Source organism: Pseudomonas granadensis (genome assembly GCF_900105485.1).
Classification (GTDB): Bacteria; Pseudomonadota; Gammaproteobacteria; order Pseudomonadales; family Pseudomonadaceae; genus Aquipseudomonas; species Aquipseudomonas granadensis.
In genome coordinates this window covers 5,856,582-5,874,093 of sequence record NZ_LT629778.1, presented here as the reverse complement: position 1 = coordinate 5,874,093, position 17,512 = coordinate 5,856,582, and the positions used below count along the sequence as shown (strand labels likewise).

Genomic DNA, 17,512 nt, shown 5'->3' with positions numbered 1-17,512 from the left:
CTCACCCTAGCCCTCTCCCAGGGGGAGAGGGGACTGAGCGGGGGGATGCTCGAAATATGTGCCAACCTGAAAATGCATTGCAGAATCCATAATCGACCCGGTATTTCAGGTCGAAGTATCAAGCAAGACAACACGGTCGGCCCCCTCTCCCTTTGGGCGGTCCGACGTTTCGGGAGGGCTGGGGTGAGGGGAAAAGGATTCCACGCCCTTATTTCTGCGTCCCGTCATCATGCTGCAGATTCGCCTGCGTCAGATTCGCCCCCGCCGGCACGCTGCGCGTCAGCCACACATTGCCGCCGATGGTCGAGCCCTTGCCGATGGTGATCCGTCCGAGAATTGTCGCCCCGGCGTAAATCACCACATCGTCCTCAACGATCGGATGGCGCGGATGGCCTTTCTGCAACTGGCCGTCCTCGTCCGCCGGAAAGCGCTTGGCCCCCAGCGTCACGGCCTGATAAATCCGCACGCGCTCGCCAATGATCGCCGTCTCGCCAATCACCACGCCCGTGCCATGGTCGATAAAGAAGCTGCGGCCGATCTGCGCGCCCGGATGAATGTCGATACCGGTCGCCGAGTGGGCGATTTCCGCGCTGATCCGCGCCAACAGGGGCAAACCGGCGCGGTACAAATGATGCGCAAGGCGATGGTGAATCACCGCCAGAATCCCCGGATAGCAAATCAGCACTTCGTCGACACTGCGCGCGGCCGGATCACCGTGATAGGCCGCCAGCACATCGGTGTCGAGCAAGGTGCGCAAGCCAGGCAAAGCCAAGGCAAAATCCTGAACGATCTGAATCGCGCGGGTTTCGACCTCGCTGTCATCCTGCGCACTGTGCCGCGCTACGTAGCGCAGCTCCAGGCGGGTCTGCGTGAGCAAGGCGTTCAGCGCGACGTCGAGGGTGTGGCCGACGTAAAAATCTTCACTCTCTTCACGCAGGTCCACCGGCCCCAGGCGCATCGGAAACAGCGCGCCGCATAATGCTTCAAGAATCTCCGCCATTGCTGCGCGCGAAGGCAACTCGCGACCACCCTGCTCGCCGGAAGCCCGGCCATTCTGTGCCCGCCACTGATCGCGCGCGCTGCGCAACTGGCCGACGATGGTGTGCAATTGCCAATGACTGGAACGCTCGCTCACGGTAGAGACTCCTCACGGGCGGCCGGACTGTCTGGCCGCGTCAACGGCGCCCACTTTACGGCATGACCGCGAGGGCAAATTAAGAACCGATAGTGCTGACGTAAGTCCACTTGGCTATAAGCGATTGGCGGTTGCCCCTGCAAAAGCGCCTGCCTATAGTCCTTTCATCTTCCTCCGCCAGTACGGACCCATGATCAAGAATCAGCTGGAACGCTTCAACCGTCTCGACCTGCTCGGCCACCCTACGCCGCTGGAAAAACTCGAGCGTCTGTCCACATGGCTCGGCCGCGAGGTGTACATCAAACGTGATGACCTGACGCCGCTGGCCATGGGTGGCAACAAGCTGCGCAAGCTCGAATACCTCGCTGCCGATGCCTTGGCGCAAGGCGCCGACACGCTGATCACCGCCGGTGCGCTGCAATCGAACCACGTTCGCCAGACGGCTGCGCTGGCCGCCCGTCTAGGCCTCGGCTGTGTGGCACTGCTGGAAAATCCGCTGGGTACCGAGGACAGCAATTACATCGGCAATGGCAATCGCCTGCTGCTGGACCTGTTCGATGCCAAGGTCGAGCTGGTCGACAATCTCGACAACGCTGACGAACAACTGGCCGCCCTCGCCGTGCGTCTGCGCAGCAACGGCAAAAAGCCCTATCTGGTGCCGATCGGCGGTTCCAATGCGCTCGGTGCGTTGGGTTACGTACGCGCCGGGCTGGAACTGGCCGAGCAGATCAAGGACACCGGACTGGACTTCGCCGCCGTCGTACTGGCCTCGGGCAGCGCCGGCACACATAGCGGTCTGGCCCTCGCACTGAGCGAAGTGCTGCCACAACTGCCGGTGATTGGCGTAACCGTGTCGCGCAGCGAAGAAGATCAGCGGCCGAAGGTCCAGAGCTTGGCCGAGCGCACCGCGGAGCTGCTCGGTGTCGAGTTGCCGGCCAGTTTCAAAGTCGAGCTGTGGGACGAGTATTTCGGCCCGCGCTATGGTGAGCCGAACGCCGGAACCCTGGCAGCGGTGAAACTGCTGGCGGGTCAGGAAGGTCTGTTGCTTGACCCGGTCTATACCGGCAAGGCCATGGCCGGGTTGCTCGATGGCATCGGGCGCCAGCGCTTTGATGACGGACCGATCATTTTCCTCCACACCGGCGGTGCGCCAGCGTTGTTTGCCTACAAGGATTTTCTGTAACTGATCGTTCCCACGCTCCGCACGGGAACGCAGCCCGGGACGCTCTGCGTCCTTTCCAGAGCTGGAGCGCGGAGCGTCCCTTGAGGCATTCACACGCAGAGCGTGGGAACGATCCATATGCAGGAAAAGAATAACCAGTCAGATATTGAGTATTTTCAAGTCTATATCCGACATCCTATAGTCACGCCGCAGGCGAATTTCGGGCGAGACGCATAAGCTGCTTTGAGGCAGGATAGCGCTGTCGTCAAATTCCCGAATGTGCCTACATTCCTTAAGCGTCTTCCATAAGAAAACACAGGGGCTTGTCATGAATTTTTCCGCACTACGTCGCACTCTGCTGGTCGGTTCGCTGGGGCTTGCGCTGGGCGCCGGTCTGATCGGCCAGGCCGTGGCCGGTGAGCAGTTGCAACAGATCAAGGACAAGGGCGTGCTCAACGTCGGCCTGGAAGGCACTTACCCACCGTTCAGCTACGTCGACGAGAACGGCAAGCTGTCCGGCTTCGAAGTCGAGCTGTCCGAAGCGCTGGCGCAAAAGCTCGGCGTGAAGGCGAAGATTCAGCCGACCAAATGGGACGGCATCCTCGCCGCACTGGAATCCAAGCGTCTGGATCTGGTGGTCAACCAAGTGACCATCTCCGACGAGCGCAAGAAGAAGTATGACTTCTCCGAACCCTACACCGTGTCCGGCATCCAGGCCCTCGTGCTGAAAAGCAAAGAGTCGGCGCTGAACATCAAGACTGCCGCTGACCTGTCCGGCAAGAAAGTCGGCGTCGGCCTGGGCACCAACTATGAACAATGGGTTCGCGCCAACGTGCCTGGTGCTGACGTACGCACCTACGATGATGATCCGACCAAATTCGCCGACCTCAACAACGGCCGCACCGATGCGATCCTGATCGACCGTCTGGCCGCGCTGGAATATGCCAAGAAAGTCCCGAAAACCGTGGCTGCCGGTGAAGCGTTTTCGCGTCAGGAATCCGGGATCGCCCTGCGCAAAGGCGAGCCGGAACTGCTGGCTGCGGTGAACAAGGCCCTCGACGAACTGCGCGCCGACGGCACGCTGGAAAAGCTGTCGAAGAAATACTTCAACGCCGACGTCACTAAATAATGGAAGAAGCTTTCCAACTCGCCCTGAATTCCGCGCCCTTCCTGCTCAAGGGCGCGTATTACACGGTAGTCCTCAGCCTCGGCGGCATGTTTTTCGGCCTGCTGCTGGGCTTCGGTCTGGCACTGATGCGCCTGTCGCGCTTCAAATCGGTCAGCTGGCTGGCACGCATCTACGTGTCGTTCTTTCGCGGCACGCCGTTGCTGGTGCAACTGTTCGTGATCTATTACGGCTTGCCGCAATTGGGTCTCGAGCTTGATCCGCTGCCGGCGGCACTGATCGGCTTCTCGCTGAACATGGCCGCTTACGCCTGCGAAATTCTTCGCGCCGCGATCGGCTCGATCGAACGTGGTCAGTGGGAAGCCGCTGCGAGCATCGGCATGACCCGCGCGCAGACCTTGCGCCGGGCCATCCTGCCGCAAGCGATGCGCACGGCGCTGCCGCCGCTGGGCAACAGCTTCATTTCGCTGGTCAAGGACACTGCGCTGGCCGCCACCATTCAGGTGCCGGAGCTGTTCCGCCAGGCGCAACTGATTACCGCCCGGACTTTTGAAGTCTTCACCATGTATCTTGCCGCCGCGCTGATCTACTGGATTCTGGCCACGGTGCTGTCGCACCTGCAGAACAAGTTGGAAGAGCGGGTCAATCGGCACGACCAGGAGTCCTGAGCCCATGATTGTCGTGGAAAAACTGACCAAGCAATTCAAGAGTCAGGTCGTACTTGACGGCATCGATCTGGAGGTCAAGGAAGGTGAGGTCGTGGCGATCATCGGCCCCAGCGGTTCGGGGAAAACCACGTTCCTGCGTTGCCTGAATTTCCTTGAACAACCCACCAGCGGCCGGATCAAGGTTGGCGACATCGAAATCGATACCAGCCGCCCGCTGAACCAGCAACAGAGCCTGGTGCGCAATCTGCGCCAGCACGTGGGTTTCGTGTTCCAGAACTTCAACCTGTTCCCCCATCGCACCGCGCTGGAAAATGTCATCGAAGGCCCGATCGTGGTCAAGAAGATCCCGCGCGACGAGGCTGTTGCGCTCGGCAAAAAACTCTTGGCCAAGGTCGGACTCGCCGGCAAAGAGGATGCTTACCCGCGTCGTCTCTCCGGTGGTCAGCAGCAGCGCGTCGCAATTGCCCGGGCCCTGGCGATGGAGCCGGAAGTGATCCTGTTCGATGAGCCGACCTCGGCGCTCGACCCGGAACTGGTTGGGGAGGTGCTGGCGACCATCCGCGGCCTCGCTGAAGAGAAACGCACCATGGTCATTGTTACGCACGAGATGGGTTTTGCTCGCGACGTGGCCAACCGTGTGGTGTTTTTCGACAAGGGCGTGATTGTCGAACAAGGTGAAGCCAAGGCATTGTTTGCCAATCCGAAAGAACAGCGCACCCAACAATTTCTCAGCAAGTTTCTGAATCACGCCTGAGGCTCTTTCAAATGCGTATCGGCAACTTCCAGGGATGGAAGATGCCTTATCAAGATCTATATAAAGCAATATCAAAAATACTTGGACGAGCACATCTTCAAACATTGTGCAACAGTTGAATAGCGCTTGTAAGCCGAGCCCTTCGATTTGATCACGCCCCCATAAACCCAAGTAGAAACGGACCAGAAGCCGCGGAGCTCGTGGCCCGATTCGCCTCGACACCTAGGCTTTCGGCGTCCGCGCCGTAGGACCTTTCTGATTAACTTGTAATTCGCCGATTAACTAATTTCGTCTATTGACACTCCTCCCGGCACACTCTTATCTAGTCGACAACCGGCTCCACCCAGTTCAGTCACGCCGTCTTCAACTTGAATAAAAGCTTGACGCTTTATTGCCGGTTTATTCACGCCTTTTGTTCTTTCAGAAACGGACTTCGCTGCAAGGCTTCAAGGAGAGAAATAGATGAACCGCACTTCGCATACCCCCGAACTGGCAGCGCCGAGCCTGGCGCCCGCGCAGAAAACCGGCATCAATCTGGCCGCCGCTGCTCATCTGTTGATCGAGGTGGCGCCCTACCCCGACATGGACAGCGGCGACCTTATCGAATTGTTCTGGAACAAGTGTTACGTCGCCTCCAGGGTTCTGACTGCCGAGGATGTTGGCACGGCGGTCAGCCTGCGGGTGCCGGAAAGCTTCATCGAAAACGGCACTGCGCGTATCCATTACCGGCTGATGCAGGTCGGCCAGGGGCCGGCGTTATCGGTGACAACGCGAGTGCAGGTCAAACTTGATTGCCCGGGCGGCCAGCCATCGGCCCTGAGCGCAGACGAAAACCAGCAATTGGCGCCGGTGACGATACCCGAGGTCATCCGCCGCCAGGGCGTCAACCCGAACCAGATCAAACGCGGCGTGCCGCTGAGCATCGAGCCGTACCTGAACATGGCCGCAGACGACGCCATCACCTTGCGCTGGGGTGATGTGCGGATGGACCTGGCACCGATCACCGCAGCCGACATCGGCTTGCCGATCCAGGTCTGGGTGCCGCCGGCGGTGATTGTCGAAGCGGGCGAAGATCTGCGACTGGACGTGACCTATTGCATCCTCGATCGGGTCGGCAACAACTCCCGCTGGGCACCGCCGCGCACGCTGAAAATTGGCTGCGTCAATCCCTACCTGAAAGTCCCGTTGAAGCAGGAATTCGAAGCGGCCGAAGCACGTGAGCATTGATGCTGTCGCGAGGTGACGAGGGTTCGCCCCCTCCTTCTATGCATATTCCTAAAAGTTAGTTTATTTAATATTTATACGCGCTTAGGGTATATACACCGGACCACCGGACATTCCTTCGTTCGCCGCACCTTGCGGCGTTTTCAATGAGATGTGAGGTAGGTCGTATGGTCCGGAAGTCAATCACCCCAGTGCAGATCGCCAGGGCATTGCGTGCAGCCAGGGAGTGGCACTGATGTCCAGTCTGGCCGATGCAAACGTCCAGTCGGATCTGGACATCGCCCCGCTGTTGTTGCCCGCGCAGGTCTTGCGCAACGACGCCCAGGCCATCAAGGCTGCCCATGAGCTGGCGCAGGTCGCCCGCGTTCAGGCGGCGAAACGCGATCGTCAGCGCAGGTTGCCGTGGTCGGAAATCGAGCAGTTCACCCGCAGCGGCCTGGGCAGCATTGCCATCCCGCGCGAATACGGTGGCCCACAGGTTTCGTTCGTCACGCTGGCGGAAGTCTTCGCCATCATCTCCGCCGCCGACCCGGCGTTGGGGCAAATCCCGCAGAACCAGTTCGGCATCATTCATCTGGTCCTTGGCTGCGCCAGCGCGGCGCAGAAACAGCAGTTGTTCGACAGTGTTCTGCAAGGCTGGCGCATCGGCAATGCCGGCCCGGAACGCGGCAGCAAAAATACCCTGGAACTGAAAGCGCGGATCAGCGCCGATGGCGATGATTATCTGATAAACGGCCAGAAGTTCTACTCCACCGGCGCACTGTTTGCGCACTGGGTGGCGGTCAAAGCGCTGAACGACGAAGGTAAGCAAGTGCTGGCGTTCGTCCGGCGCGGCACGCCGGGTTTGCGCATCGTCGACGACTGGTCGGGCTTCGGTCAGCGCACCACCGCCAGCGGCACGATTTTGCTCAACAACGTGCGCGTCGAGTCGAGCCTGGTCATCGACAACTGGAAGATCAACGAAACGCCGAATACCCAGGGCGCCGTGTCGCAGTTGATTCAGGCGGCCATCGATGCCGGCATCGCTCGTGGCGCGATTGACGATGCGATCGAATTCGTCAAAACCCGTGCACGGCCGTGGATCGACGCCAAGGTCGATCGCGCCAGCGATGACCTCTACGTGATCGCCGATATCGGCAAACTGAAGATCGAATTGCATGCCGCCGAAGCGCTGCTGCGCAAGGCAGGCCAAGTGCTCGATCAGGTGCACGCCGCACCGATCACCGCGGCCTCCGCCGCGCGTGCGTCGATCGCCGTGGCCGAAGCGAAAGTGCTGACCACCGAGATTTCCTTGCTTGCCAGCGAAAAGCTTTTCGAACTGGCCGGCAGCCGCGCGACCCTCGCCGAATTCAACCTCGACCGCCACTGGCGCAACGCCCGGGTGCACACCCTGCACGACCCGGTGCGCTGGAAATACCACGCGGTCGGCGCCTATCGCCTCAACGGCACGCTGCCTGCTCGTCACTCCTGGATCTGACGACCAGAACACTTTTGACCAGATCTCTGGAGAAGCACATGACTTTTTCCCAACCCGTCGCGCTCATCACCAGCGATGAGCAAGCCCTGATCGTCGCCAGCGACCTGGCCGAAGATTTCCAACGCGACAGCGCCCTGCGCGATCGTGAAAGGCGCCTGCCGCTGCCCGAGCTGGAGGTGTTTTCCCGCTCCGGCCTGTGGGGCATCAGCGTGCCCAAGGCGTACGGCGGCGCTGGCGTGTCCAACGTGACCCTGGCCAAAGTCATCGCCCTGATCGCGCAGGCCGACGGTTCGCTCGGGCAGATTCCGCAAAACCATTTCTACGCACTGGAAGTGCTGCGGGTCAACGGCAGCGAGCAGCAAAAACAACGCCTGTACGCCGAGGTTCTCGCCGGCCAGCGTTTCGGCAATGCCTTGGCGGAACTGGGTACTAAAACCGCTCACGACCGCGTAACCAGTCTCAAGCGCGACGGCGATGGTTATCGCATCAACGGCCGCAAGTTCTACGCGACCGGGGCGATTTACGCGCAGCGCATTCCGACCTCGGTGGTGGACGAAAATGGCGTGCAGCAACTGGCCTTCGTCCCACGTAACAGCAAAGGTCTGAGCGTGATCGACGACTGGAGTGGTTTCGGCCAGCGCACCACTGGCAGCGGCTCGGTAGTCTTCGAAGATGTATACGTCGCGGCTGAAGACGTGCTTCCGTTTCAAAGTGCTTTCGAACGGCCGACCACGGTCGGCCCGCTGGCACAAATTCTTCACGCCGCCATCGATACCGGTATCGCTCGCGCCGCTTACGAGGACGCCTTGCATTTCGTCCGCAGCAAGACGCGGCCGTGGATCGACTCCGGCAATGACAAAGCCACCGAGGACCCGCTGACCCTGAAGAGCTTCGGTCACCTGAGTATCCGCCTGCACGCCAGCGAAGCCCTGCTTGAACGTGCCGGCGAATTCCTTGATGCCGCACAGGCTGACACCAACGCCGAAACCGTTGCAGCGGCCTCAATCGCCGTCGCCGAAGCACGCGCGATCAGCACGGAAATATCGCTGGCGGCGGGCAGCACATTGTTCGAACTGGCCGGCAGCCAGGCCACCCTCGCCGAGCACGGCCTCGATCGCCACTGGCGCAACGCCCGCGTGCACACGCTGCACGACCCGGTGCGCTGGAAATATCACGCCGTTGGCAATTACTACCTCAACGATGAAAACCCTCCGCTGCGAGGGACGATCTGATGAGCGCGGCGAAAAAGAAGATTCTGCTCAACGCGTTCAACATGAACTGCATCGGCCATATCAATCACGGCTTGTGGACGCATCCGCGCGATACCTCGACCCGTTACAACACGATCGAATACTGGACCGAACTGGCGCAATTGCTCGAACGCGGCCTGTTCGACGGCTTGTTCATCGCCGACATCGTCGGGGTGTATGACGTCTACCAGAACTCGCTCGACGTGACGCTGAAAGAGGCGATCCAGTTGCCGGTCAACGACCCTTTGCTGCTGGTCTCGGCAATGGCTGCTGTGACGAAAAATCTCGGCTTTGGCCTCACCGCCAATCTCACCTACGAAGCGCCGTATCTGTTCGCCAGGCGTCTGTCGACGCTCGATCATTTGAGCCGTGGCCGGGTGGGCTGGAACATCGTTACCGGCTATCTCGACAGCGCCGCCAAAGCCATGGGGCTGAGCGCGCAGGTAGAACATGACCGCCGTTACGACCAGGCCGACGAGTATTTACAGGTGCTCTACAAACTCTGGGAAGGCAGCTGGGAAAACGACGCGGTGCTCAACGACCGCGAGCAGCGCATCTACGCGCAGCCGGACAAAGTCCATAAGGTCGAGCACAAGGGTGAGTTTTATCAGGTCGACGGTTATCACCTGTGCGAACCGTCGCCGCAGCGTACGCCGGTGCTGTTTCAGGCCGGCAGTTCCGAGCGCGGTTTGCAGTTCGCCGGGCGCCACGCCGAGTGCGTGTTCATCAGCGGCCAGAACAAATCGTCGACCAAGGCACAAGTGGACAAGGTCCGCGCCAGTGCGGTTGCTGCGGGACGCAACCCCGAAGACATCAAGGTGTTCATGGGCCTTAATGTGATTGTCGGCGCCAGCGAAGAAGCGGCCTGGGCCAAGCACGCCGAATACCTCGGCTACGCTAGCGCCGAGGCCGGCGTGGCGCATTTTTCCGCCTCCACCGGCATCGACTTCTCCCGGTACGAAATCGACGAACCGATCCAGTACGTGAAAAGCAACGCGATCCAGTCGGCCACCAAAACCCTGCAGAACAACGACTGGACCCGGCGCAAATTGCTCGACCAGCACGCCCTCGGTGGCCGCTACATCACCGTGGTCGGCTCGCCCGAGCAAGTGGCCGATGAGCTGGAGTCGTGGATCGCCGAAACCGGGCTGGATGGCTTCAACCTGACCCGCATCGTCACGCCGGAAAGCTATGTGGATTTCATCGATCTGGTGATTCCCGAACTACAGCGGCGCGGCTCGTACAAGACCGCGTATGACAGCGGCACCTTGCGCGAAAAGCTGTTTCACGGCGAGGCGCAGTTGCCCGAGCGACACACAGGCTCCGCGTTTCGCCGCTAAAAGCATCGCGAGCAGGCTCACTCCTGCATTTGGAATGCGTTCCCCCTGTAGGAGTGAGCCTGCTCGCGATGAGGCCACAACGGACACCACAAATCCCAAGCACTGACTGGATAACTCATCATGACCAAGAATCTGCTCTCCCACCCAGTCAAAGCACTGGCCCTGGCCCTCGGCCTGTTCAGCTCGGCGGTGTTTGCCGCCGATGCACCGTTGAAAATCGGCACCACCGCCGCCTTCGCCATTCCTCTGGAAGCGGCCGTCGAAGAGGCCTCGAAACAAGGCCTGAAGGTCGAGCTGGTGGAGTTCACCGACTGGATCGCGCCGAACGTCAGCCTCGCTGCCGGCGATATCGACGTGAATTATTTTCAGCACATTCCGTTTCTGGAAAACGCCAAAGCCGCGTCAGGTTTTGATCTGGTGCCGTTCGCGCCGGGGATCATCAACAACGTCGGTCTGTACTCGAAAAAATACAAAAGCTTCGACGAATTACCGGAAGGCGCCAGCGTTGCCATCGCCAACGATCCGATCAACAGCGGTCGCGGCCTGCAATTGCTGGCCAAGGCCGGTTTGATCACGCTCAAACCGGGCGTCGGCTACAAGGCCACCGAGGATGACATCGTCGCCAATCCGAAAAAGATCAAGATTCTCCAGGTCGAAGCCGTGCAACTGGTGCGCGCCTACGATGACGCCGATCTGGTCCAGGGCTACCCGGCCTACATTCGTTTGGCGAAGACCTTCGATGCCGGTTCGGCGCTGCTGTTCGACGGCCTCGATCACAAGGAATACGTGATTCAGTTCGTCATTCAGCCGAAGAGCAAAACCGATCCGCGCCTGATCAAATTCGTCGACATCTACCAGCATTCGCCGGCCGTTCGCGCAGCGCTGGATAAAGCTCACGGCAAGCTTTATCAAGCCGGTTGGGAAAGCTGAGCATGACCGCCGCGATCCAACGGCGACTGGAGACTCCAGAGCCACACACTGCTGAACAAACCGAGCTGCATCCCGAGCTGAACCGTGCCCATGTGCGCTTCATCGGGCTGGGCAAAACCTACAACGGCCGACAAGGTCCGGTTGCAGCGTTACAGGGCATCGACCTGGCGATTCAGCGCGGCGAAGTGTTCGGCATCATCGGCCGTAGCGGCGCCGGCAAGTCGTCGTTGATCCGCACGATCAATCGCCTTGAGCAGCCGACCTCGGGGCGCGTACTGATCGATCAGGTCGACATCGGCGAATTCGACGAAGACCGTCTGGTGGCCCTGCGCCGACGTATCGGGATGATCTTCCAGCACTTCAATCTGATGTCGGCCAAAACCGTTTGGCAGAACGTCGAGCTGCCGCTGAAAGTCGCGGGTGTACCGAAACAGCAACGCGAGCAAAGGGTCCGCGAACTGCTCGAGCTGGTCGGCCTGCAGAGCAAGCACAAGGCGTATCCGGCGCAACTTTCCGGCGGACAGAAACAGCGCGTCGGTATCGCCCGTGCGCTGGTACATGACCCGGACATTCTGCTGTGCGACGAGGCCACCTCGGCGCTCGATCCGGAGACCACGCAATCGATCCTCACGCTGCTGCGCGAGATCAATAAACGCCTCGGTCTGACCATCGTGTTGATCACCCATGAAATGGCGGTGATTCGCGAGATCTGCGACCGCGTTGTCGTGCTCGAGCACGGCCGTATCGTCGAGCAGGGCCCGGTCTGGCAGGTGTTCGGTAATCCGCAGCACGAGGTCAGCCAGACCCTGCTTGCGCCGCTGCAACACGCCTTGCCGGAAGAATTGCACAGCCGTTTGCTCGCGCAATCGACTTCCGCCAGCGACGCTGTAGTGCTGCGCTTGCAGTTCACCGGCAGCGCCAGCGACGAACCGGATCTGGCGGCCTTGTTCGCTGCATTGAGCGGTCGGGTCAAGCTGTTGCAGGGCGGCGTGGAGCGGATTCAGGGGCATGCGCTGGGGCAACTGTTATTGGCAGTCAGCGGTTCTTCGTACAGCGCCGAGCAATTGCGCGAACGCGCCGCGCCATGGGCACAACGCGTGGAGGTAATGGGTTATGTGGGTTGAGCGCTTGTGGCAGGGTTTTATCGACACGTTCCTGATGGTCGGTGTGTCGTCGTTGATCGCATTGCTGGTGGGAATTCCCATGGCGGTGATTCTGGTCACCAGTGACAAGGGCGGCATCTACCAGGCGCCGGTGATGAACCGTGCATTGGGGGCCTTCGTCAATCTGTTCCGCTCGATCCCGTTTCTGATTCTGATGGTCGCGCTGATTCCGTTCACCCGGCTGATTGTCGGCACCACCTACGGAGTCTGGGCCGCCGTGGTGCCGCTGACCATCGCGGCGACGCCATTCTTTGCGCGGATCGCTGAGGTCAGTCTGCGCGAGGTTGATCATGGCTTGATCGAAGCCGCGCAGGCGATGGGTTGCCGGCGCTGGCACATTGTCTGGCATGTGCTGCTGCCCGAGGCGCTACCGGGGATTGTCGGTGGCTTTACCATTACCCTGGTGACGATGATCAACTCGTCGGCCATGGCCGGGGCGATCGGCGCCGGTGGCTTGGGGGACATCGCTTATCGCTACGGCTATCAGCGCTTTGACAGTCAGATAATGTTGACGGTGATTGTGTTGCTGGTGGCACTGGTGGCGGTGATTCAGTTGGGTGGGGATCGGTTAGCTCGGGGGTTGAACAAGCGTTGAGGCGAGATCAATGGTCGCAGCCCTTTAACCAAAGTCAGTTACCTTTTTGGAAATGGGCCGCCCCTTGGCGGCGTACCTACACAGGTCGGGCGTCGCCATTCAGGTGAACCATTTTTTGAAAACGTTCTGCTTGGGGGGCTTTTGGTAATAAGCGATGAAGTTGGCGATGGATCTGACGGACGATCCTTCCTCTGATCTTCTGTAAAGCAATTCGCCCTGTGCTCCAACCACGCCGATTCCGGCCGAATAACCGCCATCGAGGTTCACTGACCATCCATCAGCCCCGCTCATCCCATCAAGTCTGGCCATTACCCTGGACCATTCGGGCATGGTATAGCCTGTTGCTGCTTCGCTACGCCCGATGCTGCCGCCCCATGCCAAACGCGTACGCTGCCCGTGCTCTGATCCGCCGGGCCTACTGATACCGGAGCGAATGTTGGGTGAACCTGCGTGACCCAACTTCCCCGGCTGATTGTTTTCCGGGTTGAAGAGAAACTTGGTAAGACCTAACAGGCTTTCAGGGAAAACAGCTGTACCGCCTCGTGAGACCACGGGCCCGGATTCAATACTTGATCCGTCTCTCATTTGAACCGTCACGAAATGCTCTCGATAGTCTGAAGGCACCGGGACGTAAATCTGGCTTTTACCACCAATCTTGCTTGGGCCAATTGGCGCAAAGGAGGAAACGTGCCTGCTAGCGTGGTTACCCATATTGAAAAAGCCGCCATTTACATAAGCAACGACACCCGCATCCTGAATGGCTGCCTGCGCCTTGATGTCCTGCCCCGGCGCAGTATTCAGACGAAATCCTGTTTTTGCTCCCGCAACTTTGCTTTGCAATGTCGAATCAAGCGACAGGTAGGCAAGCGTTCTATCGCCAATGACAGGGCGATTCAAATTCATTCCCATCCGCTTGAACAGTTCATTACCGCCGACAATATCGACTGCAATAACCCCCTTCGCCACGGTGCGTACCCAGACACCGTCTCTTGAAGCCACTACTCCCGCATAAGCTCTGCGCCAACGATCCTGCGCATCGCTTCGCTTGCGACCGTCGGGATCAACAGCGGTTGCCGGATTGTTTGTGACCATTGCGTACAAATTCAATCCGTCCTCCTCCGGATCCGCGCTGATCCATCGCTGCAGCCAGGGCGCGTAATATCGGTAGCCATAATAATAAAGCCCCGTGGCGTCTCGCTCCTTGCCAGAGTATCGAGTGCTCTTGTATGCCGCCGCAGCCGCATTTTTTCCAGCCCAACAGGCGGTGCCTCCAAACGGATAATACTGTTCCAGTGTCAGAACACAGCCTTGCGCATCAAGCTCCAGAGTGCAGGAGCCGACGAGATCGTCATAGCCAAAGCGCAGTTGGTCTGGATGTCTGCCGCCAGGCCAGTGCAACAGTTTCACAGAAGATCGACCGACTCCGATTTCGATCACTTGATGCTCTTCACCTTCGGCACTACGGTGTAATTCAAGACCGGAAAAATAACGAACCTCGCTATTCAAAATTCGGACCGTAGTCTGTCGGATGAAAACTTTGCGCGATCGATGTCCGGGACGCTCATAACTGAAGCATTCGGCGTCACCGTTTTTTGCCTCGCGTTGAACCAGTACTACCTGGCTCAGCTCATTACGCTCGTTCCACGTCATCGCCTGACCGCGTTGCAACTCGAGCTGATTACCCGCCGCATCGAATCCCGACGCTATATCCGCTTCCCCGGGCAAATTACCGTCATCGCGCTGGCCCAGACTTCGGTTGTTGTACGCCGAAGTAAACATCGAAAACCCAGGCGCACCGCTGTGATGACGGGTGATCAGATTACCCGCCGCGTCATAGTCGAATGTCTGTGTGTAGTTGCGCCGCTGATTGGGGTCCAGCGGTGTAGGTAACAGATCCGGCAATGCCGGGCCGTGGCTCGGATTACTGACTTCCCAACTCCGGGCCTCGACCAGTTGATAAAGGCTGTCGTAGCGATATCGACAGACCGGCTCGATCCGCTGATTGTTGAAGTAAGACACAGCCTGGGTTTTATCTTCCAGGCTGGTGACATTGCCCACCGGGTCATAGGTGTAATTCAGATCCTGCAACGGCTCTTGCGCACCGACACTGGCGACCAATCTGAGTAACCGGCCATCATCGCGGCTGTATTCGGCGCGGGCGACGATGCCGTTGCCGGCCGTTTCGCTTTCGATCTGACCCTCTGCGTTGTAACGGATGGCGCTGACCAGGCACTGCGGCTGCCTGCCCTCGCCTGCCTGTAACAGCCAGATCGCGGCTGATTGCCCGGCCATGTTGTAATGCTGCGTTCTGATATTACCCACCGCGTCGGTGTGATGCTGCAGGTCGCCTGTGGGGCTGAAAGACTGTCGAGTGACGTAGTTTTTCTCCTCGAGATACTCATCTCGGCGGTCCGGATCGAGGGGCCAGTCCGGTGTTTCCAGTTCAATCAGAAAGCGTCGCGATTCCACCAGTGCTGCGCCGCCGAGGCCGTAGTCATCGAAGTGTCGATTGCCGGCCGGGTCGTCATGACGAATCGGTTGACCGCACTGATTGCGCAGGGCGGCATCATCGGTGGCTTCTCCATAGGTCCAGCGCTCGACTACGCGAGACGGCCCGTCGTGCGCTTGCTCAGTGAGGGCGACCGACCGTTGCAGCTCATCGTATTGGTGGTGGCTCTGACTGCCCCGCGCATCCCAGACAGCACACAACGAACCTGCTTCATTCAACAGGCACGCCTGCCAGCCGGCGTCGACACTGTCTGTGAATAGCCATTGCCCGCTCAACGCGTAGACAGCGGCCAGATTCGGCTTCGGCGCAGCGCCATATAAACGTGGATCCCACGTCGCCACCTGCCGCCCCGCCTCATCGAAGCTCTGCCGAGTGATGCGCGATTGGATGTCCGGTTTTTCCGGATGCCGGTAGTAGGCAACGCCGCGAATCGCCACTGCGCGCGAGTCAAGGACCGACAAGGTCGGAGTGGCGGTGTGATGGTGAGTGTTCACGGCTACGCGAGTCCCTGGCGCCCATGCACCAAGACTGAGCCTGTTTTCTCTGGCCCGATACTGTAAGAACTACCAGTTGCTTTCAGCCAGGTTTTCCGGCTTGTGCGCGCACGTATCGTATATGGACAGGGCTGGCGCGGTGGCTGAATAAGCGCTATGTTCGATAGCGGCAGGTGGCCATCAATCAGATCCATGTGATCCCACGTATTTGGGCAATGCCCTTCGTAAAAACCAGACCCTTCCTACGCGAAATTTATCGTTTCGCCAGCCCGATCCACGCGGGTTTGCAGGACGCTTCCTAGAATGTTTTGCCCGCTTGTACGCGAAATATCCTGTAGCTAATCTCCGCTCGTCACTGCTTGGCGGTGACCGGATTCAGTTGTCCGGATTCGCTGGGCGTGCGGTCAGGCCTGACCTCGGCAGAGCTTCAAGCTGCCCGATGTTGGCTGTGCGCAGGGCACTTTCGGGTGCGCCGATAACCGGCGGCCGGCGACTGATCTGCGCGCAGCCGCCGCCCTGCTCGTTTAGTCGCGAAATGGTTGGCTCCCCACTTGAAGTCAGGAGTTTACCCGTGGAAAAAAATCTTGCCGATCCGCCACTCAGCCTTACCTCCACCAAGCGGTTCACCGAGGATTTGCTCAAGGATCGCTCGGCACTTTGCCGCGCCGTTGACTCTCATCTGGCCGGCAATCAGGTCACGGTGGCGGGACAGAAACGTGTCTACAGCATCAGCGAAGACGTGACGCTGGAGGATGCCCAGTTGTATGTCGCCGACCTGCTGCGCTGCGCTTCGGTGACCGTCCATCAATGCGGCGATCAGCTCGGGGGCGCGGATCGAGCCATGGTGTTCTCGGTCTGGCATCTGCTGGAGATGGCCAAAGCGATGATGGACCGCTCGATCGATTGCCTGGGCGCGAAGCAGCACTAAGTCCAGGCATCAATCACCGCCTGCGCTGGCAGCAGCGCAGGCGGCGTTTTTTTGCCAGCGAAAAAGCTTATAGTCCGCTTCTCCCTCCGCCAAAAACAGCATCGATGATGAAGCAAACGCCCAGCGACCTCGAACAGATCACCGCCACCACTCTCGGCCATTACAACTCGGTGGCCGAGGACTTCCGTGAAGGCACCCGCGATCACGATGTCAGTCAGAATATCGATGCGTTGCTGCGGCATATTCAAGGCTCGGCGCCGTTTACCATCCTGGACTTCGGCTGCGGGCCGGGGCGGGATTTGCAGACGTTTACGCATATGGGGCACATCGCTGTCGGGCTGGACGGTTCGGAGGAGTTTGCGCGGATGGCCCGCGAGGACAGCGGCTGCGAGGTATTGCAGCAGGATTTCCTCAACCTGGATCTGCCGGCGGAGCGCTTCGACGGGATCTTCGCCAACGCGGTGTTGTTTCATGTGCCGTTGCAGGAATTACCGCGAGTGCTCAAGCAATTGCACGGCGCGTTGAAAGCGGGCGGTGTGTTGTTCAGCTCCAATCCACGCGGGGATAACCGGGAGGGCTGGAACGGGCCGCGCTATGGCTCGTATCACGATCTCCAGGCCTGGCAAGGTTTGCTGACGGCGGCGGGGTTTGTCGAGCTGGAGCATTACTACCGGCCAGCGGGGCTGCCACGGGAGCAGCAGCCTTGGTTGGCGAGTGTCTGGCGTAAATCTTCATAAACCGTTCTGACGTCATCGCC

15 protein-coding genes are annotated in these 17,512 nt (G+C 59.6%); 13 read left to right on the top strand and 2 right to left on the bottom strand.

The window, feature by feature from the left end:
- Positions 1-208: 208 nt before the first annotated feature.
- Positions 209-1,135 carry a serine O-acetyltransferase EpsC gene (gene epsC / locus BLU52_RS26230; RefSeq protein WP_090288263.1) on the bottom strand — a complete coding sequence of 309 codons (927 nt, stop codon included), beginning with the start codon at positions 1,133-1,135 and terminating at the stop codon, positions 209-211.
- 190 nt (positions 1,136-1,325) lie between these two features.
- On the opposite strand from epsC, the gene BLU52_RS26225 reads away from it, so the two are divergent.
- From BLU52_RS26225 to BLU52_RS26175, 11 genes are all read left to right on the top strand, one after another.
- Entirely contained in the window at positions 1,326-2,318 is a 993-nt protein-coding gene (locus BLU52_RS26225) for a D-cysteine desulfhydrase (RefSeq protein ID WP_090288262.1), read from the top strand.
- Between the two features lie 307 nt (positions 2,319-2,625).
- Positions 2,626-3,426: a cystine ABC transporter substrate-binding protein gene (gene tcyJ, locus BLU52_RS26220; protein ID WP_090288259.1), complete on the top strand. Its 801-nt coding sequence runs from the start codon at positions 2,626-2,628 to the stop codon at positions 3,424-3,426.
- A complete protein-coding gene (tcyL, locus tag BLU52_RS26215) occupies positions 3,426-4,091 on the top strand; it encodes a cystine ABC transporter permease (protein WP_090288257.1) in 666 nt (221 codons plus the stop codon). The genes tcyJ and tcyL overlap by 1 nt, the downstream gene beginning before the upstream one ends.
- A gap of 4 nt (positions 4,092-4,095) precedes the next feature.
- Positions 4,096-4,845, top strand: coding sequence for an L-cystine ABC transporter ATP-binding protein TcyN (gene tcyN, locus BLU52_RS26210; RefSeq protein ID WP_090288255.1), 750 nt, complete (start codon positions 4,096-4,098; stop codon positions 4,843-4,845).
- A gap of 462 nt (positions 4,846-5,307) precedes the next feature.
- Positions 5,308-6,072 carry a hypothetical protein gene (locus BLU52_RS26205; RefSeq protein ID WP_090288252.1) on the top strand — a complete coding sequence of 255 codons (765 nt, stop codon included), beginning with the start codon at positions 5,308-5,310 and terminating at the stop codon, positions 6,070-6,072.
- A 232-nt stretch (positions 6,073-6,304) separates the two neighbouring features.
- Positions 6,305-7,546 (top strand): SfnB family sulfur acquisition oxidoreductase, encoded by a 1,242-nt coding sequence (locus BLU52_RS26200; protein WP_090288250.1) that lies wholly within the window; start codon positions 6,305-6,307, stop codon positions 7,544-7,546.
- A gap of 38 nt (positions 7,547-7,584) precedes the next feature.
- Positions 7,585-8,778 carry an SfnB family sulfur acquisition oxidoreductase gene (locus tag BLU52_RS26195; protein ID WP_090288248.1) on the top strand — a complete coding sequence of 398 codons (1,194 nt, stop codon included), beginning with the start codon at positions 7,585-7,587 and terminating at the stop codon, positions 8,776-8,778.
- A complete protein-coding gene (locus BLU52_RS26190) occupies positions 8,778-10,136 on the top strand; it encodes an LLM class flavin-dependent oxidoreductase (RefSeq protein WP_090288246.1) in 1,359 nt (452 codons plus the stop codon). Before BLU52_RS26195 ends, BLU52_RS26190 begins: the two co-directional genes overlap by 1 nt.
- A 120-nt stretch (positions 10,137-10,256) precedes the next feature.
- The gene (locus tag BLU52_RS26185; RefSeq protein WP_090288244.1) at positions 10,257-11,066 is read left to right on the top strand and encodes a MetQ/NlpA family ABC transporter substrate-binding protein; all 810 of its coding nucleotides are present in this window, start codon (positions 10,257-10,259) and stop codon (positions 11,064-11,066) included.
- Between the two features lie 2 nt (positions 11,067-11,068).
- A complete protein-coding gene (locus tag BLU52_RS26180) occupies positions 11,069-12,190 on the top strand; it encodes a methionine ABC transporter ATP-binding protein (RefSeq protein ID WP_090288242.1) in 1,122 nt (373 codons plus the stop codon).
- Positions 12,180-12,824 (top strand): methionine ABC transporter permease, encoded by a 645-nt coding sequence (locus tag BLU52_RS26175; RefSeq protein ID WP_090288240.1) that lies wholly within the window; start codon positions 12,180-12,182, stop codon positions 12,822-12,824. The genes BLU52_RS26180 and BLU52_RS26175 overlap by 11 nt, the downstream gene beginning before the upstream one ends.
- Before the next feature lie 99 nt (positions 12,825-12,923).
- On the opposite strand, the gene BLU52_RS26170 is transcribed toward BLU52_RS26175, so the two are convergent.
- A complete protein-coding gene (locus BLU52_RS26170; protein WP_090288237.1) occupies positions 12,924-15,827 on the bottom strand; it encodes an RHS repeat-associated core domain-containing protein in 2,904 nt (967 codons plus the stop codon).
- 571 nt (positions 15,828-16,398) lie between these two features.
- Here BLU52_RS26170 and BLU52_RS26165 point away from each other — a divergent pair.
- On the top strand, positions 16,399-16,755 hold the full coding sequence (locus BLU52_RS26165) for a DUF6124 family protein (RefSeq protein ID WP_090288235.1): 357 nt from the start codon (positions 16,399-16,401) through the stop codon (positions 16,753-16,755).
- Between the two features lie 107 nt (positions 16,756-16,862).
- On the top strand, positions 16,863-17,492 hold the full coding sequence (locus BLU52_RS26160; protein WP_090288233.1) for a class I SAM-dependent methyltransferase: 630 nt from the start codon (positions 16,863-16,865) through the stop codon (positions 17,490-17,492).
- Positions 17,493-17,512: the final 20 nt, after the last annotated feature.

Bases quoted from the DNA above. Each gene is read 5' to 3' on its own strand.
- BLU52_RS26225 (WP_090288262.1), top strand. From the start codon at position 1,326: ATGATCAAGAATCAGCTGGAACGCTTCAACCGTCTCGACCTGCTCGGC.
- tcyJ (WP_090288259.1), top strand. From the start codon at position 2,626: ATGAATTTTTCCGCACTACGTCGCACTCTGCTGGTCGGTTCGCTGGGG.
- tcyL (WP_090288257.1), top strand. From the start codon at position 3,426: ATGGAAGAAGCTTTCCAACTCGCCCTGAATTCCGCGCCCTTCCTGCTC.
- tcyN (WP_090288255.1), top strand. From the start codon at position 4,096: ATGATTGTCGTGGAAAAACTGACCAAGCAATTCAAGAGTCAGGTCGTA.
- BLU52_RS26205 (WP_090288252.1), top strand. From the start codon at position 5,308: ATGAACCGCACTTCGCATACCCCCGAACTGGCAGCGCCGAGCCTGGCG.
- BLU52_RS26200 (WP_090288250.1), top strand. From the start codon at position 6,305: ATGTCCAGTCTGGCCGATGCAAACGTCCAGTCGGATCTGGACATCGCC.
- BLU52_RS26195 (WP_090288248.1), top strand. From the start codon at position 7,585: ATGACTTTTTCCCAACCCGTCGCGCTCATCACCAGCGATGAGCAAGCC.
- BLU52_RS26190 (WP_090288246.1), top strand. From the start codon at position 8,778: ATGAGCGCGGCGAAAAAGAAGATTCTGCTCAACGCGTTCAACATGAAC.
- BLU52_RS26185 (WP_090288244.1), top strand. From the start codon at position 10,257: ATGACCAAGAATCTGCTCTCCCACCCAGTCAAAGCACTGGCCCTGGCC.
- BLU52_RS26180 (WP_090288242.1), top strand. From the start codon at position 11,069: ATGACCGCCGCGATCCAACGGCGACTGGAGACTCCAGAGCCACACACT.
- BLU52_RS26175 (WP_090288240.1), top strand. From the start codon at position 12,180: ATGTGGGTTGAGCGCTTGTGGCAGGGTTTTATCGACACGTTCCTGATG.
- BLU52_RS26160 (WP_090288233.1), top strand. From the start codon at position 16,863: ATGAAGCAAACGCCCAGCGACCTCGAACAGATCACCGCCACCACTCTC.